Source organism: Pseudomonas sp. KBS0710, assembly GCF_005938045.2.
Classification (GTDB): Bacteria; Pseudomonadota; Gammaproteobacteria; order Pseudomonadales; family Pseudomonadaceae; genus Aquipseudomonas.
The window spans coordinates 1565264-1590220 of sequence record NZ_VCCF02000001.1; the positions used below are offsets into that span (position 1 = coordinate 1565264).

20 protein-coding genes are annotated in these 24957 nt (G+C 60.4%); 6 read left to right on the plus strand and 14 right to left on the minus strand.

Annotated elements, in window-relative coordinates:
- Nucleotides 1-23: 23 nt before the first annotated feature.
- Complete coding sequence (locus tag FFI16_RS07390) at nucleotides 24-1208, plus strand: EAL domain-containing protein (protein WP_138814721.1); 1185 nt, start codon at nucleotides 24-26, stop codon at nucleotides 1206-1208.
- Nucleotides 1209-1233: 25 nt separating this feature from the next.
- Here FFI16_RS07390 and FFI16_RS07395 read toward each other — a convergent pair whose 3' ends face one another.
- Together FFI16_RS07395 and FFI16_RS07400 are read right to left on the minus strand one after the other, a co-directional pair.
- Entirely contained in the window at nucleotides 1234-1740 is a 507-nt protein-coding gene (locus FFI16_RS07395; RefSeq protein WP_138814722.1) for a hypothetical protein, read from the minus strand.
- Nucleotides 1737-2651: an NAD synthetase gene (locus tag FFI16_RS07400; protein WP_138814723.1), complete on the minus strand. Its 915-nt coding sequence runs from the start codon at nucleotides 2649-2651 to the stop codon at nucleotides 1737-1739. The genes FFI16_RS07395 and FFI16_RS07400 overlap by 4 nt, the downstream gene beginning before the upstream one ends.
- Before the next feature lie 185 nt (nucleotides 2652-2836).
- Here FFI16_RS07400 and FFI16_RS07405 point away from each other — a divergent pair, with 185 nt between their 5' ends.
- On the plus strand, nucleotides 2837-3325 hold the full coding sequence (locus FFI16_RS07405; RefSeq protein ID WP_138814724.1) for a type VI secretion system tube protein Hcp: 489 nt from the start codon (nucleotides 2837-2839) through the stop codon (nucleotides 3323-3325).
- A gap of 15 nt (nucleotides 3326-3340) precedes the next feature.
- On the opposite strand, the gene FFI16_RS07410 is transcribed toward FFI16_RS07405, so the two are convergent.
- Nucleotides 3341-4177 (minus strand): 5'-nucleotidase, lipoprotein e(P4) family, encoded by an 837-nt coding sequence (locus FFI16_RS07410; protein ID WP_138814725.1) that lies wholly within the window; start codon nucleotides 4175-4177, stop codon nucleotides 3341-3343.
- Nucleotides 4178-4449: 272 nt separating this feature from the next.
- On the opposite strand from FFI16_RS07410, the gene FFI16_RS07415 reads away from it, so the two are divergent.
- Complete coding sequence (locus FFI16_RS07415) at nucleotides 4450-5628, plus strand: integrase core domain-containing protein (RefSeq protein WP_138814726.1); 1179 nt, start codon at nucleotides 4450-4452, stop codon at nucleotides 5626-5628.
- A 725-nt stretch (nucleotides 5629-6353) separates the two neighbouring features.
- Here the strand turns inward: FFI16_RS07415 and FFI16_RS07425 are convergent.
- From FFI16_RS07425 to FFI16_RS07465, 9 genes are all read right to left on the minus strand, one after another.
- The gene (locus tag FFI16_RS07425; RefSeq protein WP_138814728.1) at nucleotides 6354-8864 is read right to left on the minus strand and encodes a fimbria/pilus outer membrane usher protein; all 2511 of its coding nucleotides are present in this window, start codon (nucleotides 8862-8864) and stop codon (nucleotides 6354-6356) included.
- Between the two features lie 85 nt (nucleotides 8865-8949).
- Entirely contained in the window at nucleotides 8950-9690 is a 741-nt protein-coding gene (locus FFI16_RS07430) for a molecular chaperone (RefSeq protein ID WP_138814729.1), read from the minus strand.
- Nucleotides 9691-9766: 76 nt separating this feature from the next.
- Nucleotides 9767-10369: a fimbrial protein gene (locus FFI16_RS07435; RefSeq protein ID WP_138814730.1), complete on the minus strand. Its 603-nt coding sequence runs from the start codon at nucleotides 10367-10369 to the stop codon at nucleotides 9767-9769.
- 194 nt (nucleotides 10370-10563) lie between these two features.
- Complete coding sequence (locus FFI16_RS07440) at nucleotides 10564-11211, minus strand: response regulator (protein ID WP_138814731.1); 648 nt, start codon at nucleotides 11209-11211, stop codon at nucleotides 10564-10566.
- A 23-nt stretch (nucleotides 11212-11234) separates the two neighbouring features.
- A complete protein-coding gene (locus FFI16_RS07445; protein WP_138814732.1) occupies nucleotides 11235-14408 on the minus strand; it encodes a response regulator in 3174 nt (1057 codons plus the stop codon).
- An 83-nt stretch (nucleotides 14409-14491) separates the two neighbouring features.
- Entirely contained in the window at nucleotides 14492-15685 is a 1194-nt protein-coding gene (locus FFI16_RS07450; protein WP_138814733.1) for an EAL domain-containing protein, read from the minus strand.
- Entirely contained in the window at nucleotides 15672-18470 is a 2799-nt protein-coding gene (locus tag FFI16_RS07455; protein WP_138815383.1) for an ATP-binding protein, read from the minus strand. Before FFI16_RS07455 ends, FFI16_RS07450 begins: the two co-directional genes overlap by 14 nt.
- Nucleotides 18471-18529: 59 nt before the next feature.
- The gene (locus tag FFI16_RS07460; RefSeq protein WP_099487457.1) at nucleotides 18530-19513 is read right to left on the minus strand and encodes a fimbrial protein; all 984 of its coding nucleotides are present in this window, start codon (nucleotides 19511-19513) and stop codon (nucleotides 18530-18532) included.
- Between the two features lie 23 nt (nucleotides 19514-19536).
- Entirely contained in the window at nucleotides 19537-20220 is a 684-nt protein-coding gene (locus FFI16_RS07465; protein WP_256666237.1) for a molecular chaperone, read from the minus strand.
- A 194-nt stretch (nucleotides 20221-20414) separates the two neighbouring features.
- On the opposite strand from FFI16_RS07465, the gene FFI16_RS07470 reads away from it, so the two are divergent.
- Entirely contained in the window at nucleotides 20415-20936 is a 522-nt protein-coding gene (locus tag FFI16_RS07470; protein WP_138814735.1) for a chemotaxis protein CheY, read from the plus strand.
- Between the two features lie 7 nt (nucleotides 20937-20943).
- Here the strand turns inward: FFI16_RS07470 and FFI16_RS07475 are convergent, their stop codons facing one another.
- Entirely contained in the window at nucleotides 20944-22149 is a 1206-nt protein-coding gene (locus FFI16_RS07475; protein WP_138814736.1) for a DUF1835 domain-containing protein, read from the minus strand.
- A 174-nt stretch (nucleotides 22150-22323) separates the two neighbouring features.
- Between FFI16_RS07475 and FFI16_RS07480 the strand changes: the two genes are divergently transcribed.
- The gene (locus FFI16_RS07480; RefSeq protein WP_138815384.1) at nucleotides 22324-23007 is read left to right on the plus strand and encodes an ATP-binding cassette domain-containing protein; all 684 of its coding nucleotides are present in this window, start codon (nucleotides 22324-22326) and stop codon (nucleotides 23005-23007) included.
- A complete protein-coding gene (gene fetB / locus FFI16_RS07485) occupies nucleotides 23004-23798 on the plus strand; it encodes an iron export ABC transporter permease subunit FetB (RefSeq protein ID WP_138814737.1) in 795 nt (264 codons plus the stop codon). Before FFI16_RS07480 ends, fetB begins: the two co-directional genes overlap by 4 nt.
- Before the next feature lie 109 nt (nucleotides 23799-23907).
- Here fetB and FFI16_RS07490 read toward each other — a convergent pair whose 3' ends face one another.
- Nucleotides 23908-24954 carry an L-idonate 5-dehydrogenase gene (locus tag FFI16_RS07490; RefSeq protein WP_138814738.1) on the minus strand — a complete coding sequence of 349 codons (1047 nt, stop codon included), beginning with the start codon at nucleotides 24952-24954 and terminating at the stop codon, nucleotides 23908-23910.
- Nucleotides 24955-24957 lie beyond the last annotated feature (3 nt).

Genomic DNA, 24957 nt, shown 5'->3' on the forward strand with positions numbered 1-24957 from the left:
CCACCACCCACGAGCCCACGCCAATGACGAGCCAGCCTCTACGCGTCCTGATCCTTGAGGAACACGCCTTTCAGCGCGCCGTCATCGTGAGCCAGTTCAAACGGATGGGGCATGCGGTGATCGAGGCGACGCATGCCATTGAAGCCTTGGCCCTTCTGGAAAGCGTGGGTGGGGTGGATGTCGTACTGTGCGACTTGTCCATGACCGGCATGGATGGGCTGGAGTTTTTGCAACATGCTGCGCAGCGAGGGTGGCTGCATGGCCTGATTGTCAGCGGCCATCAGCCGCCTGGAATCAGCCAAGCGCTGCAACCGTTCACCCGCCTGCTCGGCGTGCGTTTGCTGGGCCATGTCGACAAGCTGGCGCCCCTCGATCAGCTCGAAGAGGCAGTGCATCGTCATCAGCCTGTTGGGGATATAGCGCCTGCGGTTGCACCTGCGCTGCCATTGTTTACTCAATCGCAAGTGTGCGACGCATTAGCGGCCGGCCAGCTGCACGCGTACTACCAACCCAAATTCAGCCTGTGGACCAACGAGATGATCGGCGTGGAAGTGTTGAGCCGCTGGCAGCACCCGCTTTACGGTCTGTTACCGGCTATGGCCTTCATGCCAGTGCTGGAGCGTTGCGGGCGGCTCGACGAATTGTTGTTTGCACAGATGCACCAGGCCTTGACCCTGCAACAACACGTCAGGGCAAGCGGCATGACCTTGAACCTGGCGTTCAATCTGCATGCTCAGCAGCTGGCTCAGGGCGGGTTGAGTTTGAAGATCAAAGACGTCATGGCGCCGTTCAAGGCACCGCGCTCCAGCATGACTTTCGAGCTGACCGAAAGCGGCATGCTGGAAGCCTCGGCGAGCAGCCTGGCGTGCCTGATGCGTTTGCGCATGCTCGGTTGCAACCTGTCTCTGGATGACTTCGGCGCCGGGTTTTCATCCTTGCAACGCCTGTGTCAGCTGCCGTTCAACGAGATCAAGCTGGATGCCGAGTTTGTGCGCGGCATGACCGCCGACCCACGCTGCTGCGCGGTGATCCACAGCACCCTGGCGCTGGGCGACAGCCTGGGCATGAGCGTGGTGGTGGAAGGTATCGAAACCCAGGAGCAGCAGCGGCAATTGCTGGCGATGGGCTGCAGGGTGGGCCAGGGTTATGTGTATGCGCCGGCGATGAGTGGCGAGCAGTTGTTGTGGCGATTGCAGAACGTGGCTTGATGGGTGTTGGGCGAATGCAGGTGGCTCACCACCATTTCCAGTGGCCTTGTTTTTTCAGGGTGGCGATGATGTTTTCGCGCTTGTGACGGATTTCGACCATCTTGTGGCGCAGTTCGCGGCAGCGGTTGCTGTTGAGGATCAGCAGGCCGGTCAGTGGGCCGATGAGGGTCATGGAGTAGAGGTGCATGTTGGGACGGTACGCGATGGCGGGAAGTGATACCAGCAGACATATGAGGTATATCGCGACGTTTAGCCAGACCCAGTGTATGCGGCCGTACAGCACTTGGTATTTGGCAATGGCATATACAGCGCCAAGCCCGGTCGCGCTGAAAAAAAATGTCTTGGTCGCAAAGCTTATGGGGTACGACGAAAGGTAAGTGAGCATTGTCAGGGTAGCCGTCAATGCTATCGAGGCGCATGCGACGAGAAGGTCGGCACTGATTACCGGCGTGTACCGTTTGATGATTTCCCAAGGGTTTTCAATGAAAACAGTTGAGTAATACGCGTTTTTTTCTTCGCCCTTTTCGCTCATGGGTTGACCTCCTCGTAGACGCCGACTGCCAACGTCTTGAGATTTCCGTTGGTTGCACTGCTGGTAAAGCTGAGCGATGCAGCCAATGCATCCATGATGTGGGTAGCGGTTGCATGCTGCATTGCCGCAGCGCTGATACGTTTGGAAAGTTTACCGTTAGCTTTTTCCAACTTAAGCAGTCTGCTCGTTAACCTTGGGTCACGGATCTTGAGCAATTCATCGTTCAGCTTTGCCCGCTCTTGCCGAGTCAGGCCTTTGAGCACCTGGCGGATCGATTTTCCTGTTACCTGCGTCGTTGTAATGATGGCTTTCACTGTGACCAACATCGAAGTTGTAATGCCCAGTAAAGCCACACCGTCCAGTACTGCTGTCGCGTCTTGATACCAGGGTTCGCTATCTAAATAGTCATTAAACTCGGGGAATGCAGCTTCTGACGCAGTTCGCAGGGCGCCGCCGATACATTGAACCGTACCCGCTGCCGCTGCAGCCTCGCCGATAAACGTAATTGCCGCGCTCGTCCCCGCCGTAAAGGGCATTAACATCACGCCACTGGTAACGACTGCCCAACTCAACAACGCCCCCGTACAAGTGATCGCCGTGTTTAGTGCCTCAGCCACCAAACGGGACTCGCGCGGCTCATGCTCCAACATCCGCTTGAACTCCACCGGCCCCACATACTTGGGCGCCTCACGCAGCACGAGCTTGATCGGTCGCACACTGCAAATCGCCTGGAACTCGCGCAGTACCACCACGTTAAGCATGTCATCGATATACACCACCCCCGCGCCAATCAGTGCCGGGTCGCTATCGATGGCGAAGAACAACTTGCGCAGATCAATACTGCTTTCAATCCGCTGACGCGTGGTGCGGTGGGCCGAAGGGAATCCATCTTTGAGCAGGGAAGCCGTCATCCTTAACTCCTGTTATTGCGGGAGTCGAGAGCGTAAAGATGAGGAGGTACCGCTGAATGTCGGAAGGTTCGCCATTTAACGTCGGGTGCTTCTCTAACTGCTTTCTGCGTCTTGCGCGCACCGCTGCGGCTGGGGAAAAGTGCGCCCCACGTCACTACCGACGCATACCAAGGCAAGGAGCAAACATGGCAGTCGATATGTTTTTGAAGCTGGGTGATATCAAGGGCGAATCAAGGGACCAGGCTCATCGCGACGAGATCGACATCACCCAATGGGCATGGGGCATGTCGCAGTCGGGTTCGATGCACAGCGGTACGGGCGGCGGTGCGGGCAAGGTCAATATCGCCAACCTGAACCTGACAAAACCTCTGGATAAATCCAGCCCCAACCTGATGATGGCCTGCGCCAGCGGCAAGCATTACCCCGAGGCCAGGTTGGTGCTACGCAAGGCCGGCGGTGCCAGCCCGGTGGAGTACCTGGTGATCACCCTGAAGGAAGTCATGGTGGTGTCCTACAGCACGAATGCTGAAAGCAACACCGACGTTGTGCATGACAGCTTTGCCCTCAATTTTGCCACCGTTGACGTCAGCTACCAGCCGCAGAAGGCCGACGGCGCCAAGGACGGCGGGCCGGTGAAGTTTGGCTGGAACATTCGGCAGAACATCAAAGCCTGAGCCCCAGCCAGCCTCCTATTCTTCCAACTGCAATGCCTGCTGTTTGAACCTGCGTTTTTGTTCAAACGGCAATTTCTCATTATCCCCATACGGCGCGCTGTACCAGTTGCCGTAACTCGGGTTCGGCAGCAGGAACCAGCGCTGCCCCAGCCAGTTCACATAGGGTTCCACCGCTTTGCGTTGGGCGGCGAGGGTGTTGTGTTCGGGCTGCACGAAATCACCCAGCGAGTCCCCTGCCATCAGCAACACGCGGGCATGGCTGGCGACCCACTGACGGCGACACGCCTTGCCGTAGCCGGCACTTTCGCAATGGCCGATTGGCGTGCTGGCGGCCAGGACCTGCGTGTCACTGGTCACCGGAAAACCACGCAGGCGCAGGTTGGCGACAGTGGCCGCGACCTGGCTGTGTTCGCGGTTAGTGAGGTAGTAAACCTTGATGCCCCTTTGCTTAGCGGCCTGCAGGAAAGCCACTGCACCCGGCAATGCCTGAGCCTTCGCCTGGTTGACCCAGGTGTTCCAGCGGTCATAGGAATAGACTTGATTATTGATGATGTCGCGAGCGTTCAGCGGCACGTTATCCAGCAGGGTTTCGTCGATATCCACCACCACCGCTGGAGGTAAACCGTTCAGATTGCGAGGTGGAAAGGGCAGGGCATCCCAGGTCGGGTCGGCCAGGGCCACGTCGAGTTGGCGGGTGGCGTTGGCGAACAGCTGGCGGTAGATCAACTCGTGTTCGATGGAGGTCTGGGTCCAGAGCACAGCGTCGAGTTGGTCGTTGGCCGGCGGGGTCTGCTGGCAGCCGGTCAGGGCGGTGGTGAGCAGGCAGACACTGGCGAAAATCAGATTGCGCATGGGATGTCTCGGCGGTGGAAACGTGTGGGCAGCACCTTAGCCTAATCAGGCTATACATCAACCTGAATGTGGGGGGGGTTGTTGGTGTACATATCCGTTGCTGCGGTTACGGCGGCTTAGGGTTCCGCCCTGACGGCGGGTCACTTTTGTAAAGACACAAAAGTAACCAAAAAGTCTTCGCCGGTATGACTCACCCACATGGGTTACAAATCAGTTCACGCACATAGGTAACAGTTTTTAACTGGCAGGGTCGATTTCGTGAGGATCTGACCATGCCCTGGAAAGAGCTGAAACCTATGGACCTCAAAGTGATGTTTGTCGCTGAATATCTGACTGGAAAACACAGCCTTAGCCAGCTATGTCGAGACTATGAAATCAGCCGAAAGACCGGCTACAAGTGGGTCGAGCGATACAAAGCAGAAGGCCCCAGTGGGCTTGATGAGCGTAGTCGTCGTCGGCACCACCAGACTTATGTGGTGCCTTTGGCGGTAAAGCAGGCGATTATCGAACTTCGTTCTATAGGCGAGACAATCCCTGGTCCGAAAAAAATCCAGAGTGATCTGATAAAGCGCTTTCCGGGCCAGGATCCGCCCTCGAAAACGACTATTTATAACATCCTCAAAGCAGCTGATCTGATCACGCCTCGACCCTTGCGGCCAAGAGTTGCTGTCTATCCAAAACCGTTACGCAAGGCAGATGTGCCTAACCAGCTTTTCAGTGCTGACTACAAAGGCCAGTACCTGACAGGAGCGGGCGTATGGTGTTATCCGCTAACAATCATGGACCATGCCAGTCGTTTCTTGCTTGCCTGTCAGAGCATGCCCAGCACCAATTTCAAGGAGACCCAGGAGACGTTCGAACGGGTGTTTCGCGAGTATGGTTTGCCTGAGCGGATCCGTACTGACAACGGAGTGCCGTTTGCCAGCACAGGCCGTGGAGGGCTGTCACAGTTGTCGATCTGGTGGCTACGGCTGGGGATCATTCCAGAGCGTATCGAGCCCGGTCGGCCAGACCAAAATGGCCGGCACGAGCGTATGCACCGAACACTGAAAAGTACTTTGCCCAATCCACCTGCGGTTGCTTGGGAGTCTCAGCAGAAACACTTTGATCGTTTCATACAGCACTACAATTACGAGCGAGGGCATGAAGCGCTGAGCCAGAAAACACCGGCTTCATGCTATTCACCTTCACCTCGAGCCTATCCTGAGAAACTGCCGGAGATGGGTTATGCAAGTCATATTGAGTGTTACCGGACTGACTCAAACGGGATGATTTATCGGTCAGGTCTGCGGATTTATGTGGGGCATTTACTGAAATACCAGACTATTGGAATGGAGATGCTGAGCGACGAAGTGTGGGCTGTTATTTTCGGCCCAGTGATCCTCGGTCAAGTGGATGCAAGAAAAGCAGACAAGGACGGCTATATTTCACTCAAAGTGTTACCTATGTGAATGCACTTTTGTGTAACCCATGTGGTTGTCCCGTACACGCCCCAACACTCGGTGCCTCGCTGTGGCTCGGCATGCCCGCAATCCGACAGCGATTTGGTGGGCCGCCGCCACGCGCCATCCATGGCGCGGGGCGGCTAAACCGGCATCCCTGCCGGTTTACCCCCCAAATCACTGTCAGATTGCGGCCATCGTGTTTGACGGGGCGATTTCAGATCAAGATCACGATCACAAGCGCAGATCAAAAGACCGCTGACTTCGTCATCGAAAAGGATGTAAGAGCCAGAACAACAGCAACAGCAGAGCCACACTCGGTCTAATGTGGGAGCTGGCTTGCCTGCGATGGCATCAACTCGGTGTACCTGACACACCGAGTTGATGCCATCGCAGGCAAGCCAGCTCCCACACTTAAACCGTGTTGCATCAGGTAGATAAGCTTTTGCTTCGCACTTGATCTGGCTTTTGCTTCAACCACTCAGGTCGGCTTTCAGGCCGCCGTGCTGTAGATCTTGATCTTGATCTGAGACGCCCCGTTAACCACGATGGCCGGAGTGAGGGCACACCGAGCCAGAGCGAGGTGCCAAGTGGTGGGGCACAGACCTTTTGGTTACTTTTGGCTGGGCCGGCATTCCGGGCGTTTGCCAAAAGTGACCCGCCGTCAGGGCGGAACCCTAAGCCGCCGTTACCGCAGCAACGGATATGTCTACCGACAAACATCCCGCCCACACCTAAGGCCCACACACCAACGCCTGCCGCTCATAGTTCAGCGCCTTGTTCTGCGGCGGTAGCGCATAGCTGGCACTGCAACGCTGCTCGCCCCACTTGATGATCAGCGTCCCCTGATCCTGCTCCACCAATGCCAGCGCATTCCCATTCGGGTCTGCAATCGCCAGTTGCTTACCTGCCGAGTCTTCCAGCGAAGCCCCGAACGACAATGGCTTGTGCTGCGCATCAAACAGCTCGAACAACACCCGTCGCCCGGTGGTGCCGCTGTAACGCGCAACTACAATAGCGCCACGGCGCGGCACCAGTTGCTGGGTGGCGTTGGTGATTTCCACATCGCCGCCCAGGTCGCGGGTGTCCAGGCTGATCCAGTTCACCCGGTAAGGCTGCGCCGTGGGGATCACCGCATAGCCGTTGTAGCCGGTCTCGACGCCGCTGTAGCTGCCGATTTTAGCCCCCGAGATACCCGGCACTTCGGCCAGGGCGAAGGTTTCGCTGACGGTCTGCCCCAGGTTAATTCCGCCCGCATGAGCGACCACCGAACCCGCGAGGTTAAGGTTCTGCGAGTTGTAGCCCTGGCCCTGGCTGTAGCCCAGGCTGACATCCGCCATGGAGGTTCGGCTGTTGATATTCACCGAGCCGGAGTCGCCACTCGCATCGCTATGGCCCGCTTGCACCGAATAAAACGTGTCGCTGGTGTCGGCGACGTAGCCGTTGATACCGGCTTGTGTGGTGGTGTCGCCGCGCTGATGGCTGGTGGTAACAAAAGCCCGTGGCGCACGGGCCTGGCTGCCCAATGGAAATGAGACGGACAGGTTCACCTGGGTGTCGCTGCTGGGCTCGCCATAGGTGACGATTTGCTGGGTGCGCGTCACGCCGAGGTTGTAGCTCAGGTCGCCCCAGTTGCCGGTGTAACCGGCAGACAAACTGCGCGAACCGCCACGGTTCCAATAGCGCTGGTCACTGGCGTTGACGTAAAGGCTGCCGAACTCGCTGTTACGCCCCAGGCTCTGGTTGATGGTCAGGTCGGTACGGGTTTTTGAATGGCCGGTGCGCACGCGCACGTCTTCGCTGTTGTCTTCCACATGGTCGGTGAGGGTGCGGTAGCCCTCGGTGGAGTAACGGTAGGCGGCCAGGGTGAAGTTGGTGTCGGTGCCGGCAAAGGTTTTTGCGTACAACGCTCGCACGCTGCTGCCCTGGCTGGTTTGCCCGCGCGCCTTGCTGGACGAGTGCGTGGTGTCCAGGGAGAAGGCGCCGAACGCGGTGTTCTTGCCGGCGCCGATCGACAGCGCGCTGTAGTCCTCACTGGCTTGCAGGCCGACGATGCCGCTGAGGTTGCTGGTCAAGCCATACGCCAGCGTGCCGCTCAGAAAACGCGGGCTGCCCAGGCCGTCGGCATTGCTTTTGAACGTGCCCGCCGAGAGGCTGTACTTGACCTGGCCTTCACGCACCATGATCGGCAAACTGGAAAACGCCTGCATCGACACCCGCCGACTGCCGTCGGCCTCGATCACGGTGATTTGCAGATCGCCGTTGGAGCCGCTGGGGTAGATGTCGTTGATCTCGAACGGCCCTGGCGCGACGTTGGCGGTGTAGAGGATGTAGTCGTTCTGGCGGATCTCTACGGTCGCGTTGGTCTGCGCCACGCCACGGATCACCGGTGCGTAGCCGCGTTCGCTGTCGGCACGCATGCCGTCGTCGGAGGCCAGTTTGAGGCCGCGATAACGCACGCTGTCGAACAGGTCGGTGTCAGAGAAAATCTCGCCGGCGCTGAACTGGCCCTTGATCGCTGTCACGTCGTGCTGCACATAAGTGCGGTTGCTGGTGAAGGTGTTCGAGCGGTCAGTGCCGCTGCTCATGTTCGATTCGTTGCGCAGGCGCCAGGCGCCCAGGTTGATGCCGTTGCGCAGCCCGAGATTATTGGCGATGCGGGTTTTATAGTCGCCGGCGGTGCGGCTGCTGTTGAGCTGGTAGTTGATGAACGCGGCAGGTACGCCGTCGTCCCACAACTGCGGGTCGACATACCCGCGCAGGCCGCGCTGCATGGCCACTTGCGGAATACTTGCCATCAGGCGCAGGCGGCTGCTGTCGTACCGCACGCTGGCGTCTTCGATCATGTCCGCAAGGGCATAACATTCTTGCGGTTGCTGCGGGTCGAGTTTGCCTTCGGCCTGCAAGCGGCTCATGTCGACGCCCAATTGCTTGAGCAGGTCGAGGGTCAGGCAGGCTTCGACCCGGCCGTTTTTCGGGTTGCGCTTGAAGTCGATATCACGTCGGCCCACCAGCACTTCGTTGCTGTACAGGTCGACCCGGTAATTGCCCGGCAGCACGCTGTTGGCCGAGAGCAATTGCTGCAGGTCGACCTGCGACTGCGAGCCCTGCAGGAACGTGGTGTTGAACGTCTGCGCTGCATCATCGGCCATGGCCCAGGTCGGCAGGCTGGCGGCAATCGCGAGCGACAGCGTCTTCAACTTCAGTACGCCACGGGCGGGCCTGTTGCTGGAAAAAAAAGACATGCGAAGACCTATGACATCCCTGATTGACGGACAGCCGGGCACGCAAACACGCACGCGAAGTGAGCCTGTGGGTTAGAGAAGCTACTTAGGGTTTGACGCGCGATTCAGTCGCGTGCGCAGGTAGCGCAGCGCCGCTCGACAGAGGCGCGCTGTAGTGGTTTTGCGCGCCATAGTCATTGATGCTGGAAAACGACAGCTGCACTGGGCCGTTGGCAATTGCCGCGCTCAGCGGGAACTGTTTTTGCTCGCCGGGCGCGATCATGGTGGAGTCGCTGGCGAGTTGTGCCTGCACTTTGATGTCGGCCATGGACACGTGGTACAGCGTCGGGTTCTTCACCTGCAGCAGGGTTTGGCCGGCGTGTTTGGCCAGTGTCCACTCAAGCTGCGCAGGGGCTTGCAGCGCGCTGCCGGTGAGGCCGGCAGGGCGGTAAAAAATCTTGATGCGCTGGCGGATAGCCAACTGCAAGGTGTTCTCGGTCTCGCTGGCCTTGGGGATTTCCTGCACGTTGAGCCACACCACCGACTCACGGTCCGTGGGCATGCCTTTGCCTTCGTACAGAATGCGCAGCAGTTGTTGTTCCTTGGCGAATACCCGCGCCAGCGGCGGCGTGACGGCAAACGGCGCGCGGCTGGCACTGGCGTCGTTCATGTCGACCCAGGATTGAATCAACACATCCTGGTTGCCGTTGCGCACGGTGATATTGGCTTCCTTGTGGTCGCCATCAAACACGATGCGGGTGGCATTCAATGAAATGCTGGCGGCGGCCTGGGTAGCCATAAGCATGCCCAGCAGCGTGAGGCATGCGGCGATAGAACGAGGCGGCATGAGGGTTATCCGGTGTAATCAAAAGACAATGGCGAGGCCGCAGGGCCTCGCGCGTTCGGTGCCGGGGGGCGCCGAGTTATTCGTATTGCAGGATGAACGGCAGGGTGGCATCACCACGACCGGCGGTGGACGAACCGGCGGCTGCGGTGGTGACGTAGGCGGCCGCGAAGCTCAGGGTGGCGTCGCCGCCAGCCGTGCCGGCGCCGTGCATGGTGCTTTCGATGCGCGCGGTGCTGGAAGAGCTGAGGTCGATCAGGCTGCCTTTGCTGTCGAGCAGGGCGATACCGACGTTTTGTGCAGTGGCCGAACCCGGGTTCAGGGCCAGGACTTTTTTGCCGGTGACCAGGCCCGAACCGCCGTTGTTGGCGTCAAAGATCATCGCGACTTTGGTGCCCTGGTTGCAGTTGACGTTCAGGTTGAAGTCTTTGGCGGTGACACGGCCTGCGGTTGGGTTTTCGGCAGTGCCCATGTCCTTGATCGACACGTTGCCCATGTCTACCGAGATGGTGCGGTCGGAGTTGGCGCCATCGACCGAGCAGGCATCGTTGTTGATCACGCCAGTGAAGGTGATTTTACCGCTGCCGCCCAGGGTCGGCGTCGGTGCCGGGTCGACGGCAAATGCACTGCCGGAAGCGGCGATAATGGCCGAGGCGATAACAGCCAGGGAAAACTTCTTCATGATGATGTCCGTTAGTGTTAGTTGGAAAATGCTGTTGTTGAACTGCGAGAGGAGAATAAGCGGCGAGGGCGGGCGAGCGAATAAGACGATTCTTATAAGTCAGGAAGCAGGCGGTTTAGAACGGCAGGAAGGCGCGTGAAGACTCAGCAAATAAAGGGCGAAGCCATTATTTTAAATGGCTTGCTAGTTGTGGGTTAGTTGAAAATGTTGCGCGCCAGACAATAAGCGAGCAGGTCCTGGTCACTGCTCACTTCAAGTTTGCGCATGGCCGATATTTTTTGCGCGCTGATGGTCTTGGAACTGCGGTTCTGACTGCGCGCAATATCACTGACGCTCATCCCGGAAATAAATAAACGCAAGATCTCGAACTCTTTGGGCGACAAACTGGTAAAGCGCTCGTCAATCGCCGTAAGGGTCTCGATCACCGAGGTTTTTGGCGGTTCCAGGCTGCGGTAGGCGCTCTGCTGGGCAATCGCCTTGAGCGCCAATTCAATCTCGGTGTGCAACTGGCTTTTCTGGATGATGCCGACCACACCCAGCTCTTGCAGGCGGGTGAGGATCAGGTGGTTGGAGATCATCGTCAGGATCAGGATCTGCACCTGCGGGAAATGCCGCTTCAGGTACTCGACCAATTTGAGCCCGTCGCCATAGGGCGAGTCGCCTGGCATGTTGTAGTCGGTGATCACAATGTCGGCACCCTGGTGCTGCAACAGCGCGATCAGGCCGGCCGAACACACGGCCTCGCCGACCACCTGGAAGCGTGTGTCGCGCTCCACCAACTCGCGAACGCCAAGCAGCACGATCGGGTGATCGTCCGCGATTACCACGTTGAATTTTTTCATAAAGGGCCGTCCGTAGTGCCAGTTCAAGTGAGTGAAGAGTGCCCGGGCTGGAGAGTCTCCAGAACGGCCGACAGACGCTGCATCACCGCCTTTACCTTGAGCTCAAGTGCCGTGTCGAGGCTGCCGCGGTTAAGTGCGCTTTCCAGTTCGATGCACGCTTGAGCCAGGCTGAGTGCCTGGACTGCGCCCAGGGCGCCGGCGACCGAATGCAGCAATTGGCCCAGGCCGTGGGCATCACGTTGCGCCAGGGCGGCACCGATACGCTGCAAGTCCTGCTGCACGCTGCTGATGAACAGCGGGCGCATCTTGTCCGACAGTTGCACGCTGTCGTCAAAAGATGCAGCGGCAGGCTCCAGCGCGGGCTTGACCTTGCACAACTTGATCAATTGGCCACGCAGGGTTTGCAGGCTTAACGGCTTGACGATCCAGGCGTTCATGCCCACCGCCAGGCAGCGCACGCCTTCCTCGCGCATCGCATTGGCGGTCACGCCGATAATCGGCAGGTGCGGGTCGTGCTCGCGCAGCGTCCTGGCCAGGTCATAGCCATTCATCAACGGCATATTCACGTCGGTCAGCACCAGGTCAAAGGCCTGCGGTTGCCACAATTGCAGCGCCTGCTCGCCGTTGGCGGCCAGGCTCACTGAACAGCCGAGCGCTTCGAGCTGCTCCTTGATGATCGCCTGGTTGACCGGGTTGTCCTCGGCCACCAGGATGCGCAACCCCAACTGCCCGGCGCTTTGTGGCCGGGCCGCTGCGGGTTGCTCATGCTTGCCGTGCTGCGCCAGGGACACGGTGCTGGCGATGCTGCGCACATCGTGCAGGTCGACCACCCAGCCTTGCGCCGTGTGCAGCGGCGGGCTGTGTGCGCCCGGCTGGCACAGCACGCGTTGGCCGGCCCACGGCTTGGCGGGCTCGCTGGGCAGCAGGTCCACCAGCACCGCATGGCGGCTGTCTTTGTCCTGGGTGGTCGCCGCCAAGGCTGCGGCGATGCCCAGCCGATTGAGCCAGTCACTCATCGACTGCGCCAGTTCGCGCACCGGCGCCTGCACGTACACCGGCGTTGGGCTGGGTTCGATCAGCGGCAGGTTGGTCAGTGCGCCGCAGCACCGCGGCAGGCGCATTTTCAGGGTAAAGCTGCTGCCCAGGCCCGGCTCACTGACCACGCGGATTTCGCCGTCCATCATCTGCGCCAACCAGCGGCAAATCGGCAACCCCAGCCCGGCGCCGCCTTCGCTGGCGGTGTCCGGCGCCTGGTAGAACAGGTCGAACAGCTTGGCTTGCTGTGCTTCGGGAATGCCGACGCCGGAGTCGGTGACCTGCCATTCCAGGTCGACATGCTCGGCGTCCAGCGCCATCACCCGCGCACGAATCACCACACGCCCGATGTCGGTGAACTTGATCGCGTTGCTCACCAGGTTATTGAGGATCTGGCGAATGCGCATCGGGTCGCCCATCAGGCAGTCCGGTAAGCGCGGATCGATGCAGCTGTAGAGCTGTAAACCCTTGCGCTGGGCGAAAGCGGCGTAGGTGTGCAGGGTGTCTTCGAGCATGTCCAGCGGGCAGAAATCCACGGCTTCTATTGCCATTTGCCCGGACTCGATCTTCGACACATCCAGCACATCGCTGATCAGCTGGAACAGCGTGGCGGACGAGCGTTGAATGGTGTGCAGGTAGGTTTTCTGAGGCGCGTCCAGGTCGGTCAGGCCGAGCAGTTCCAGGGTGCCGAGCACGCCATACAGCGGCGTGCGGATCTCATGGCTCATGGTCGCCAGGAACAACGTCTTGGCCTCGTTGGCGGTATCGGCGGCGTGACGTGCCTCTTCCAGCGCCTGGGCGTCTTCGATGTGCCGGGTGATGTCGTTGAAGGCATACAGGCGCACGTTCTCGGCCTGATAGCGGGTCGACACAAAGCCGATTTGCAGGTGTCGGCCTTCGATCTCCAAGTGGGTTTCGCCGCTCTCAGCGTTGTTGTATTGACCGGCCATGGCCGCCACCAGACGTGCGGTGCCCGGCCATTGCTGGGCGCGCTGGTTTTCGATCAGCACCTCGCCGTCGCTGCGGCGCACCACGCACAAGCCAGTGGGCGCGGTGTCGATGATCACGCGGCTGAACGCCACGCTTTCGGCGATGCGTTCGTGGGCCAGGCGCGCCGGATTGATCACCTGTCGCCGGTACCAGCGGCTGCCGGCCCAGCCCAGGGTGACCAGGCTGACCAGCAGCAGCGCCAGGGTGCTCAATGGCCATAACGCCGAGTGGAAGAAATGCGAGTAGTTCAGGCCATAGACCGCGCTCCAGGGCCGGTCGCCAGCCTGGGTAATCTTGAACTCAAAGCCATTCGCAGTAAGGTGCACGCCATCACTGAGTGACGCTTTGGCCTCTGGACCGATCAAGTGGTTGCCGTCGGGTGCGATAAGGGTGAAGCGATCAAACGCCGAGTGATCCAGCGCGCGTTGCACATCGTCGACTTGCGACAGGTCGAGCAAGGTGCCGATCACCGCCTGGCCCTGGCCGTCGAGTGCCAGGCCCATGTAGGCCAGCAAGTGCTCGGGTTCCGGCCCCGCTTTCCAGTACACCCAATCCTGCTCCAGCGGCTGCGGCGTCTGCGCAAGGGTTTGTTGTACCGCTGTGACCAGTGCAACCTGGTTGCCGGTTTCTTCAGCGCTTTCGCGACGCTGGTAGCCCACGGAGGGAATGGTGATGGCGTAGTGCGTCTGGCGATTGACTAGAAACGTTTGCGGCGCTTCATACGGCGACGAGGACCAGAAGGCGCTGTAGTAGCTGGTGAGATGCGCGCCCAGGGCAAAGATCGGTGGCCGGGCAGCAACGCCGACCTGTTGCTCATCGAATTTGACGTCGAACGGTACCGAAAATGAGTACTTCTGACCTACGTATAGCGTGCGGCGGTTCTCGACCATACGGCTCTTGAGGCTGACCTGCACGTTGGTGGCCCGCAGCAATTCGGCCTGGATGCCCGGGTGCGCCAGGCTCTTGAGGTAGGTTTGCTGCTCGGTGAGGTTTTCCATCAGCCGCGCAAAATGAAAGCGTGTTGCGCCATACCGGGTTTCGATCCCGCGTTGCAGTGACCAGTAGTTGGTAAGGAGCAGCAGCAACGCGATTCCCATCAGCACCATCAGGCCTTTGTTCAGGCGTACGGAACTGCGGGTAAAGGCTTCGAGTATCGCGTTGTTGTGCTTCATCAGGGGTTTCCGCAGGCGCAGGACAAATCGGCACTGGATCGAGCTTGCTTCTTATAAAAGGACAAATAATCCGGGGCCTCCAGCTAGTGAGATGTCGCGGGGCCATCATTGTTCAGTAGTTGCTGAAATTGGTCTGAAGACACCGCATGGGAGATCAGGAAGCCCTGCACCTGATTGCAGTCTATTTTGCGCAGCAGCGCCAATTGCGCAGGCGTTTCAACACCTTCGGCGACCACCGTGAGGCCGAGCTTGCGGCCCAGCGCGATGATGCTCGCCAGCGCCTGGGCGATGCCTTCGTTGTCGTGGCTGCCCTGCACCAGCGCCTGGTCGATCTTCAGCTCGGTAAACGGCGTAGACACCAGGTTGAGGTATGAGCTGTAGCCCTTGCCGAAATCATCCTGGGACAAGCCGAAGCCTTTGATGCGCAAGCGGCAGGCACCGGCGTAGAAGTTGCTGATGTCCTGCGGCACCGAGCATTCCATCAACTCGAAGCAGATCATTCCCGGGATGCCGTCGTGGTGCAGCACGAACTCCAGCAAGCGGTCTGCCAGGTCATGGCTGTTGAGCAGGTGGGTAGGCAGGTTGATCGCCACCGGGATTTCATAGCCGCGCTGGCGCCATTGCTCCTGGGCGTGAATCGCCTGTTTGAGCACCAGCCACAACAGCCGTTCTTCCAGCTCGAAGGCCTTGATTGCCGGCAGGAACGCGGCCGGCAGCATCACGCCTTGCTCGGGGTGCATCCAGCGCACCAGGGCTTCGGCGGCGACGATACGCCCGTTGGCGAGGGATTTTTTCGGTTGGAACCAGGCCTGCAACTGGCCGCTGCTCATGGCCTGCACCAGCGTATGGCGGTCGATGTCCATGTGTTCGGGCAGCTCGGGGGAGGGCTTGCGCACCGTGTTCCTCAGTTGATCGACCAGATTGCGTAATGCATCGGCGTTCACCGGCTTGGAGATCAGCCCGATCACTTCCACATCGAGGTTTTTCGCCACCAGGCTGGCGGCCATCAGCATGCGCCGCGAGGCAGCGCTCATGATCGCCAGAGCCGGCTTGCTGCGCAGGTTGGCCAGGCACTGGATAAATTGCACGCCGTCCATGCCGGGCATCAGCAGGTCGGTCAGTATCAGGTCGAAATCACGCTGGCGCAGACGCTCCAGCGCTTCTTTGCCGTCCTCGGCGGTTTCCAGCCTGAAATCCCCCAACTCACTGAGCAAGTGCTGCAGGTAGATGTGCTGCAGGGGATGGTCCTCAACAATCAAAATACTAAGGGGCTTCATGGGTGATCCGTGCATAAGGCGCCAGGGAGTTGAATAGAGCCCGCAACGCAAAGGGTTTGACCAGGCAATGGTTCATGCCGGCGGCCAGGCACAGGTCGGCCTCGCCGCGCATGGCGTTGGCGGTGGCCCCGATAATCGGCAACGGGCAGCCTTGGCGGCGCAGTTCGCGTGCCAGTTCATAGCCGTTGATGTGGGGCATGTTCACGTCCGTCAACACCACATCGAAGCTGCCGGCGGTGTACAGCTGCAACGCTTCCTGTCCATCGGCCGCCAGCTCCACGGTGCAGCCGAGTTCTTCGAGTTGGTCACGCAAAATCAGCTGGTTGATGATGTTGTCCTCGGCCACCAGCAGGTGCAGGTTGAGTTTGTTCAGGTCACGCTGGCGCGTGTGCTCATCGGCACGGGCCACCCACAGCCCTTGCGCTTGGCTCACCGCCTGATGAATCGCACCCAGGTGGTTGAGGTTGACGTGCCAGGCCCCGCCTTCGGCTTCCACGCTGGTGCAGGCATTGCTGCTCACGTGAATCACCGGCCCCGGCCATTCGGGCACCAGCAGCGGGTCGACGCTGCCGGGGTGTACTTGCAGCAGCAGATGCGTGTCCGGCAATGTCGGCAGGCCGGCCTGGGCCCTGGCACCCCAGCGGCGCAGCCAGCCGCTGACGGAGTTGGCCAGTTCCGGGATGGGCGATGCCACGTAGATGGTCTCGGCCAGCAGCGCGGTCATCGGCGTGGTCGGCGCCTCTTCCAGCGGCAGGATCAGGCTGAAGCTGCTGCCCAGGCCCAGTTCGCTGACCATGCGGATGTTGCCGTTCATCAACTCGGTCAGGCGCTGACAGATCGGCAGGCCCAGGCCGGTGCCGGCCACCACGTTGGTGTTGCCTTCACTCTGGTAGAACGGCTCGAAAATCATCGCCTGGTCTTCCTGGGCGATGCCCTTGCCGGTGTCCGAGACCTGCCACAACAGGCTGGAGCGTTCACCGTCACGGCCCAGCACCTTGACCCGCAGCACCACGCGCCCGTAATCGGTGAACTTCACCGCATTATTGAGCAGGTTATTCAGAATCTGGCGAATGCGCGTCACATCGCCGATCAGCCGTTCGGGCAGCTTCGGGTCGAAGCAGGCATACAGCTGCAAGCCTTTGCCTTGGGCGGCTGCGGCATAGCCCTGAATGATTTCGTGGACCAGATCCAGCGGTGAAAACTCGCTCATTTCCAATGCCAGCTGCCCGGCTTCGATCTTCGACACATCGAGCACATCGCAGATCAACTGCAACAAGGTCGACGACGAACCTTCGATGGCGTGCAGGTAGTCCCTTTGCTGGGCATCCAGTTGCGTGCGCGCCAGCAGTTCGAGGGTGCCGAGCACGCCATACAGCGGCGTGCGGATTTCATGGCTCATGGTTGCCAGGAACAAGGTCTTGGCGGCGTTGGCCGCGTCCGCCGACTGGCGTGCTTCTTCCAGCGCCGCTTCAACCTGCTTGCGTGCACTGATATCGCTGAATGCGCAAAACAGCACGTCCTCGCCTTTGTAGCGAGTGGGCGCACTGCTCAGGTACAGGTGGCGGCCGTCGATGGTTTCAAAGTAATCACTGCGTTCGCACGGGCCTTGGGCGAACGCTTGCTCGATCCAGCCGGCCTGCAGCGCCTCGCGCTCCGGCCCGTTGCCGAGCCATTGCTGGGCCAGAGTATTTTCCAGCACCACCTGGCCGTCGGTGCGGCGCAGCACGCAAAGGGCCACGGGCGCGATCTGGATCACATCGCGGCCAAAGGCTTCGCTTTCGATCAACGCCTGGATGCGATGAATCGACGGAATAATGAAACGCTGGTCGACACGGCGCATCACCAGCCAGATCAGCGTGAGGCTGAACAGGCAGAACAACAGCGAACCGAGCAGCTGTTTCCACAGGCCGTTGACCACCGCACGCAGGTCGATGGAATACATCAATTGCCATTCCGAAGACTTCAAGTGCTTGCGGATCACCAGGTGGTCAGGCAGCAAACCGTTGCCGACAAAGCCAAAAAAACTCTCCTCGCCGGGCCGCAGGTGTTGCTGTTTGAGCTGCGTGTCGGTGCTGTTGGTAAACACCAGCATGCCCTGGGAATTGAGCATCATGAACTCACCGGCACTCTGGTCGCTGAGGGTTGAAGACACTTCACGGCTTTCCATCTCCAGGCCCAGCCAGCCGGATTCAGGGTCGCGATCGTCGAGGCGGATGAAGATGTACAGGTGCGAATGGCCTTCGGTGTTGTCGCTCAGCCACAACTCGTTGAGCGTGGCCGGGTCGCTGTGCTGCAGGGCCTTGAGGCGGTTGAGCATGCACTTGGAAATCGGCAATACGTGCGCTGTGGCGTCGTACAACCGCGTTACCTGTGGGCTGGGGCCGGCGTTCACATACAGTAGGTTGAGCTGCTTGGTCTTGAGGTAGTCGCGCATGCGTGCGGTCAGCCAGATGCTCCACTGGTTGCCGGGTGTGTTGCCCAGTTCCAGGTGTTGTTCTTCCTCGGAGGAGGGGTAGAGCCTGGACTGTTTGCGCACCGCCGACAGGCTCAGGCTTTCCAGCAGCGCTTCGCGGTTGGTGAAAAAGGTATGGGCTTCGGCGATGGCGCTGCTCATGTAGCCGCGGCGCTGGGAGATGTCGTTGTTGAAGGTCGACAGCAGAAAGGTATAGACCCCACTCAAGATGCCCACGAGCAGCACGCTCGCAAAAATACGAAGCAGCCTTCTGGCTGCTTCGGGTCGGGAGAGGACGGGGTTGATCTGGAGCAGGTAACTTTTCAATCGCATCGGCGCAGAGTAGTGGCATATCAATGCCAGCGGCATAAGACGATCCTTAAAGTCGTCGGCTACTTGTAAAACATGTCCACCACCACTGCGGCGTCGAAGGCCCCCGGAATCGGCAGGGTGCGCCAGCTCAGGTCGGCGCGAAAATCATTGCGTGCCTGGCCGGAGCCCATCAGTGTCTGCAACGTAAACCAGTCATTGAAGGGTAGGCGCTGATCGCTGTCGGCGCGAGACAATGAGATGCCCACCGAGCTGTTGTTGGCCGGCACCAGCAAGCCGTTGATGACACTGCCGCCCCCTGGGGTGGTGGCGAAGCGTGCATTGACGGTGTAGGGCGTATCACAGACTTTGCGCAGGCTGAGGTTGAAGTTCGCGGTGCTGGCCACGGCGCCGACCTGCGCCTTGCGTGAGGGCGTGGGGAAGTTGACAACACTGGGGGTAATGGTCAGTTCCGGGGCGCAGGGCACGAAGCGGATGTCGTTCATGCCGGTGACGATGTAGTTGAGGTTGCTGTTGGGGTTGGTGTTGAGCCCGCGTACGCCGTCGAGCTGGAACACGCGATATTGAGCCAGGGTGCTGGCTTGACCGCTGGGCGGTGTCTTGCCGTATTTTTCGATGAATACACTGAAGTTCAGGGTAAAGCGTGCCTTGTCCCAGCCTGTGCAATTGGACCAGTTGCAGCCGCGGTCCGAGTAAAAACCGGTGCCGACCTTGCCGGTGCTTTGGGTGATGGGCGCGTTGTTGTACCGGATGCCTACGCGGATGCCTTGGCCGATGCTGACGTTGGCCGGGTTGACGTAGAAATACACTTCTTCGCGGCCGTGATTGCGGTCGTCCTTGCACAACACATTCGTGGAGCGTGGGCCCGACTCCCAGATGATCGTGCCGTCCGGTGCATCAGCCGCAACCGCCAGTGAGGTGCCAAGCGGGTTGATATCGACATAGGCGCCGCTGCCATCTTCGACGCACGACAGTGCATAGCTTGTGGCAGGAAGGGCCGCGCAGCCGCACAGCAGCAGGGGCAGTAAACGTTTGGTGAGAGACATAAATGCAAGTTTCCCGCGATTGATCACTTGAGCACCGCGCTATGGCGGGCCTGCAAACCGATATCGTTGATGTCGGTGAAGTGAAGGGTGGACCCGGTAGGCAAGGCGGTCGCTGTACTCAGGCGCTTGCTCTCATGGGGTTTGAGCAGCAGGTATTCGCTGAGCGGCTGGGTGTCCGTCTGCACATTGATCAACGACAGGTGGAATGCGCTTGGGTTGTGGGCGATGACACTGTGCCCATCGCTGCTCCACACCAGTTGCTGCAGCGCCTCGGCCGAGCCACCCTTGAGCGCAGGTGGCCGATAGAACAGCTTGAGCCGTTGGCGTATCGCAAACTGCACGCTGTTGGGGTCGGTGGATTTGAGCGGAATCTCCATGATATTGAGCCAGAACAGCGATTCGCGATCGGCGGGCAAGCCTTCACCGGCATACAAAATGCGCAGCATGTGATGCTCGCCGGCGCCCAGTTGCACCAACGGTTCGGTGGCAGCAAACGGTACGGGGCTGTCGGCTGATTCGTCCTCGCTGCTGATCCAGGTTTGCACCACCACTTGCTGTGAGGCCGGGTTGACCACGCTGATGCCGGCGGCCTTGTCCTGGCCGTAATAGATCAGGCGCGTGCCTTCGATCTTCAGCGCCGCGCTGGCCGGCGGTGGCGCGAGCACCAGCAGCCCGCCGGCCAGCAGCATCATTCTGAGTAAAAACATGAACACTAAAATTCCATGGCAACGTGTGGGAACGCAGCCATGGTAGGGGCGTGCAAGTGCGAGGGCTTTGAGGCGATTCTTAAAAGCGCACAGTGACCGTTTCAGAATCGCCTTAAAGTCATGTTCAAGCCCCGACAGTTACCGTGTTCAACGTTGAATGATCGACGCTGATGCCCAACTGTCAGGTTTACCCTATGTCCAATAAAGCCTTACGCCTTCTGATTGCCGATGCAGACCTGCTGCAGCGGATCAAGCTGGAGAAAATGCTCAACCAGCTGGGCTACCACCGCATCGCCCCCCTGAGCTCGTTCGACGAGCTGCAGGCGTTGACGCGCGCCGGTTGCGTGGCGTTCGACCTGTTGATCATCAACACCGCGCTGGTGCGTTCGCGGCAGGTCAACCTGTTGAAGTACTGCCATGACAACCCATTGATTCGCCATACGCTGATCTACGACGGGCAATGCGCGCAAAGCTCGGTGGTGTCGGTATCCGTGAGCCAGACCCTGCACCTGTCGCTGTCACAGTCGCCGGATTTCAACTCCCTGCGCCGCTGCATGGAGATTGTCGACCCCCAGCACAGCCTGCCGACGGTTGAACGACCGCTGTTGCGCGCCGTCGACAGTCGGGTCACTGCGCCCTCGACGGCTGCGCGTAGCCTTTATCAAGGCGACCCGGCGGTGATGGCGTGCGCCGTCGGGTTATCGCCCAAGCGCTGATCCGGCCTCAGGTGCGCCAGACCGGCAGGCGGTCGTGGGCCAGTGCCCAATGCGGCTGGCCGGGCTTGAGGCACACGCCGCCGACCCAGCGCTCGTGCCCGGCGTGGTCCAACCAATACGCCTCGCCGCCCAGCACGTGGTGCGCCAGTGGCGTCAATGCCAGTTCGCGGCGCGGCCAGTCACGCTCGGTTTCGGTTTCGAGCAATAGTGGGTTTGGCCCATCGATCAATGGCCGCAACAGCGCGTGGAACATCATGTCGCCCAGGAACGGCAGCGGCTCACGCTTGGCCATCAGTTCGGCGAATACCCGGCCGAAAGGTACCGGCCCGGCCTCGGCGATGTAGCGCAGCGACAAGCGTTCAGTCAGTGACAGGCCATCCTCAACGCCCGGTAATTCCTGTAGCTGACGCAGTAGCGCCGGGGCGAGAAAGGGCAAGGATGGGTGGTTGCCGTGGGCCAGTTGCGCAAGCTTGACCGGCGAACTGTCGCAGTAAGCCGCCCAGGCCTGTCGGGCCAGTTGCACCGCTGCGTCATCGATCAAGCGGCGCTGGGGCCACAACCACGCCAATACATCGGGCGCCAGTTGGCCGATGCCGATAAAGCGTTCGACACCCGGGATACGGTCGACCTCAATCAGCTCCAGCTTTTTCGGCGCACGCTCAAGACCGGCCAGCGCGCGCACCAGAAACAGCTGATCATAGGCGTCCGCTTCGCACCACAGCACGCTGTGATCGGCGCTGGCCAGGGCTTGCAGGTGGTTATATTCATCCTCGACGCGGTGGGTTACTTCAGCAGCGTCCAGGGCAAAGGCCTGGCTGATAAAGGCACTGCGCATCGCGCGGAAATCTTCACTGGGCACATCGCGCACCGGCCCCATGCACAACGGATCGGTGAGCATGCGGAACTGGCCTTTGAACCCGGCCAGTTGCAAGCTATGGGCAATGTCACTGCCACAGCGCCAGTGGGTGGTGCGGGCTTCATCGCTGGCAGCAAAGTCCGGGTGGCGGGCGGCGAAGTCGATGGCGTCGACATGCGCCTTGAGCTTGGGCCAACTGCTGAAACCCAGCTGTCTTGCAACCTGCCATTGGGCTTGGGACAGGGTGGCGTGCGGGTCTTGGCTTTTCAGGCGCGGCAACAGTTCCTTGGCGCGCTTGCGCTGCTGCTCAAGGTTGAGGCGGCCGTCGGTAGTCGAGGATAAGAGGCGTTGCGACATACGATCTCCTTGCACAAACCTTTTCCGCTTTCAGGTTGGGAGTCGTAGAAATGTGATATTCAGTCAGGCTCCTGGGCGCAGCCCTTTCCGCGGAAGGTGGCGTGGAGTGCGCCAGGCACGAAATATAGGCAGTGGAGTAGTGGATTGCAAGCCGTTAAGCCGAGTACCGAGTTGATGACCGACACCGCATTGATTGAAACCCGCGCCCTCACGCGCAGGGACGAGCGGCGCCAAGTGGCGTTGCTGCAACCCACGGATTTCAGCCTGAACCGCGCCGACCGCGTGTCCATCACCGGCTCCTCCGGCTCCGGTAAAAGCGTGTTCCTGCGCGCGCTGGCGTTGCTGGATGCGCCCACCTCGGGGCAGATCCTGTGGAACAATCAGCCGATTGCCAATGCGCAGATTCCCCACTACCGCAGCCACATCAGCTACCTGTCGCAACGCCCGGCGCTGCTTGAGGGCACGGTAGAAGACAACCTGCGCTTCCCGTTCAGCCTCAAGACCCTGCGCACGCGCAGCTTCGACCTGCAGGCCGTCACCAGGCTGTTGGAGCATGCCGGTAAAAACGCAGACTTTTTGGCTAAAAATGCCGGCGACCTGTCCGGTGGTGAATCCCAAGTGGTGTCACTGATCCGCACCTTGCAACTGAACCCCGAAGTGCTGTTGCTCGATGAGCCGACGGCCGCCCTCGACCCCACGTCCTCGCGTGATGTGGAGGCATTGATCAGCGCCTGGTATGCCGCCGACAACGCCCGCGCCTATATCTGGGTATCCCACGACCTCGATCAGGCCCGGCGCATGAGCGCCATCCACCTGCACATGAGCGCCGGTGTACTGAGCGGAGCAGCCCAGCCATGAACTACCAAAACCTCACGGCAGTGGACATGGGCATTGCCGCCTCGCTGATCCTCATCAACGGCGCGCTGTCGCTGTTGCTGCGCCTGGGCCTTGGCCGCCAATTGTTGTGGGCGGCCGTGCGTACCGTGGTGCAATTACTGGCCATCGGTTACCTGCTGGGCTGGGTGTTCGAGTTCGCCTATTGGTATGTGGTGCTGCCGCTGATGTGTGCGATGACCCTGATCGCCGGGCTCTCCGCAGCGGGGCGCGGGCGCCGTACTTACCGTGGGCAACGGGTCGACAGCATTCTGTCGGTGTGGGGCAGTTCGTGGCTGGTCACCGCAGTGGGGTTGTTCGCGGTGATCCGCATCCACCCGTGGTACGAGCCGCAGTATGCGATTCCGATCCTCGGCATGATCCTCGGCAATACCCTCACCGGCGTGTCCTTGGGCATTGAGCGCATGACCCAGGAACTGACCTCGGGGCGCAACACCATCGAGATGATCCTGGCGCTCGGCGGTTCACGTTGGGAGGCCGCCCAGGAGGCAATCCGCCAGGCCGTGCGCGCCGGGATGATCCCGACGCTGAACCAGATGACCGTGGTCGGCATCGTCAGCCTGCCCGGCATGATGACCGGCCAGGTGCTGGCCGGTGAAAGCCCGGTGGACGCGGTGCGTTACCAGATCGTGATCATGTTTTTGATCGCCGCGTCCTCGGCCTTGGGCACGGTAGGTGCGGTGCTGCTCACCTACCGTCGGTTGTTTTCCAACAGCCATCGGTTCTTGCGCGATCGGCTAGAGGAACGCGCTTGAACCTCAGGTGCGGGTCTGACCGTCCCTCACCTGACGCCCGCTGCTCAGCCCACATTTGACCGAGTAGGGCCCCGGCCTGCCCGAAGGCCGCCACAACGCTGAATCCAGCTCAGTCAGTCACACCAAAATCCAGCACCACCTTCATCGCCTGGGTCTTGTCCGCCGCCAACTCGAACGCCTGCACCGCCTGCTCAAATGGCACGGTGTGGGAGATCACTGGTTTCACATCGATGATCCCGCGATTGAGCAAATCCACCGCCTGGGCAAACTCGCTGTGGAAGCGGAAAGTGCCGCGCAAATCGATCTCGCGGCTCACCAGCAGGTTCAGCGGCAACGACACATCGCCGCCCAGTCCGACCGTCACCAGCACACCCCGTGGCGCGATGCATTCCAGGCCGTTGCGTAGAGCCTGGGCGCTACCGGAGACTTCGAACATCACCTCGAAATAGCCCTTTTCGGCGGTGTAGCGCTTGAGTGCATCCGCGCCGTCGGCAATGTTGTGGGTGCGCGTAGCGCCCATTTTTTCGGCGCAGGCGAGGGCGCTGGCAGACAGGTCCACGGCGACGATTTCACCGGCCCCGGCGGCACGCAAACTGCCAATCAGCAGGTTGCCGATGGGGCCGCAACCGGTCACCAGCACGCGTTTGCCGAACACCGCGCCGGCGCGCTGAATCGCGTGCAAGCCCACCGACAATGGCTCGGCCAGCGCACCTTCGGCCAGGCTCACGTGGTCGGCCAGCCAATGCGCCTGGTGAGTTTCGATCACCAGGCTCTGGCGAAATGCGCCCTGAATATGCGGAAAAGGCATCGCACTACCGTAGAAGCGCATGTTCAGGCAATGATTCGGCAGCCCTTGATGGCAGTAGCGGCAACCACCGCACGGGCGCGACGGCGATACGCTGATGCGCTGGCCGACCTTGAACAACCCGGCATCCGCACCCACGGCGTCGATCACCGCCGACACCTCATGGCCGAGCACCATCGGTTCGCGCAGGCGCACGGTGCCGAAGCCGCCGTGCTGGTAGTAATGCAGGTCCGAACCGCAGATGCCGCCACGGGCGATGCGCACGCGCAGTTGATCGGGGGCGAGGGTCTGCGGTTCGTCCTGGGGGTCGACCCGCAGGTCTTTGGAGGCGTGACAGACGATAGCGTGCATACA

Bases quoted from the DNA above. Each gene is read 5' to 3' on its own strand.
- FFI16_RS07455 (WP_138815383.1), bottom strand. From the start codon at position 18,470: ATGCGATTGAAAAGTTACCTGCTCCAGATCAACCCCGTCCTCTCCCGA.
- FFI16_RS07425 (WP_138814728.1), bottom strand. From the start codon at position 8,864: ATGTCTTTTTTTTCCAGCAACAGGCCCGCCCGTGGCGTACTGAAGTTG.
- FFI16_RS07450 (WP_138814733.1), bottom strand. From the start codon at position 15,685: ATGAAGCCCCTTAGTATTTTGATTGTTGAGGACCATCCCCTGCAGCAC.
- fetB (WP_138814737.1), top strand. From the start codon at position 23,004: ATGAACTACCAAAACCTCACGGCAGTGGACATGGGCATTGCCGCCTCG.
- FFI16_RS07480 (WP_138815384.1), top strand. From the start codon at position 22,324: ATGACCGACACCGCATTGATTGAAACCCGCGCCCTCACGCGCAGGGAC.
- FFI16_RS07415 (WP_138814726.1), top strand. From the start codon at position 4,450: ATGCCCTGGAAAGAGCTGAAACCTATGGACCTCAAAGTGATGTTTGTC.
- FFI16_RS07465 (WP_256666237.1), bottom strand. From the start codon at position 20,220: ATGTTTTTACTCAGAATGATGCTGCTGGCCGGCGGGCTGCTGGTGCTC.
- FFI16_RS07435 (WP_138814730.1), bottom strand. From the start codon at position 10,369: ATGAAGAAGTTTTCCCTGGCTGTTATCGCCTCGGCCATTATCGCCGCT.
- FFI16_RS07405 (WP_138814724.1), top strand. From the start codon at position 2,837: ATGGCAGTCGATATGTTTTTGAAGCTGGGTGATATCAAGGGCGAATCA.
- FFI16_RS07445 (WP_138814732.1), bottom strand. From the start codon at position 14,408: ATGAAGCACAACAACGCGATACTCGAAGCCTTTACCCGCAGTTCCGTA.
- FFI16_RS07410 (WP_138814725.1), bottom strand. From the start codon at position 4,177: ATGCGCAATCTGATTTTCGCCAGTGTCTGCCTGCTCACCACCGCCCTG.
- FFI16_RS07430 (WP_138814729.1), bottom strand. From the start codon at position 9,690: ATGCCGCCTCGTTCTATCGCCGCATGCCTCACGCTGCTGGGCATGCTT.
- FFI16_RS07440 (WP_138814731.1), bottom strand. From the start codon at position 11,211: ATGAAAAAATTCAACGTGGTAATCGCGGACGATCACCCGATCGTGCTG.
- FFI16_RS07490 (WP_138814738.1), bottom strand. From the start codon at position 24,954: ATGCACGCTATCGTCTGTCACGCCTCCAAAGACCTGCGGGTCGACCCC.
- FFI16_RS07390 (WP_138814721.1), top strand. From the start codon at position 24: ATGACGAGCCAGCCTCTACGCGTCCTGATCCTTGAGGAACACGCCTTT.
- FFI16_RS07395 (WP_138814722.1), bottom strand. From the start codon at position 1,740: ATGAGCGAAAAGGGCGAAGAAAAAAACGCGTATTACTCAACTGTTTTC.
- FFI16_RS07470 (WP_138814735.1), top strand. From the start codon at position 20,415: ATGTCCAATAAAGCCTTACGCCTTCTGATTGCCGATGCAGACCTGCTG.
- FFI16_RS07400 (WP_138814723.1), bottom strand. From the start codon at position 2,651: ATGACGGCTTCCCTGCTCAAAGATGGATTCCCTTCGGCCCACCGCACC.
- FFI16_RS07475 (WP_138814736.1), bottom strand. From the start codon at position 22,149: ATGTCGCAACGCCTCTTATCCTCGACTACCGACGGCCGCCTCAACCTT.
- FFI16_RS07460 (WP_099487457.1), bottom strand. From the start codon at position 19,513: ATGTCTCTCACCAAACGTTTACTGCCCCTGCTGCTGTGCGGCTGCGCG.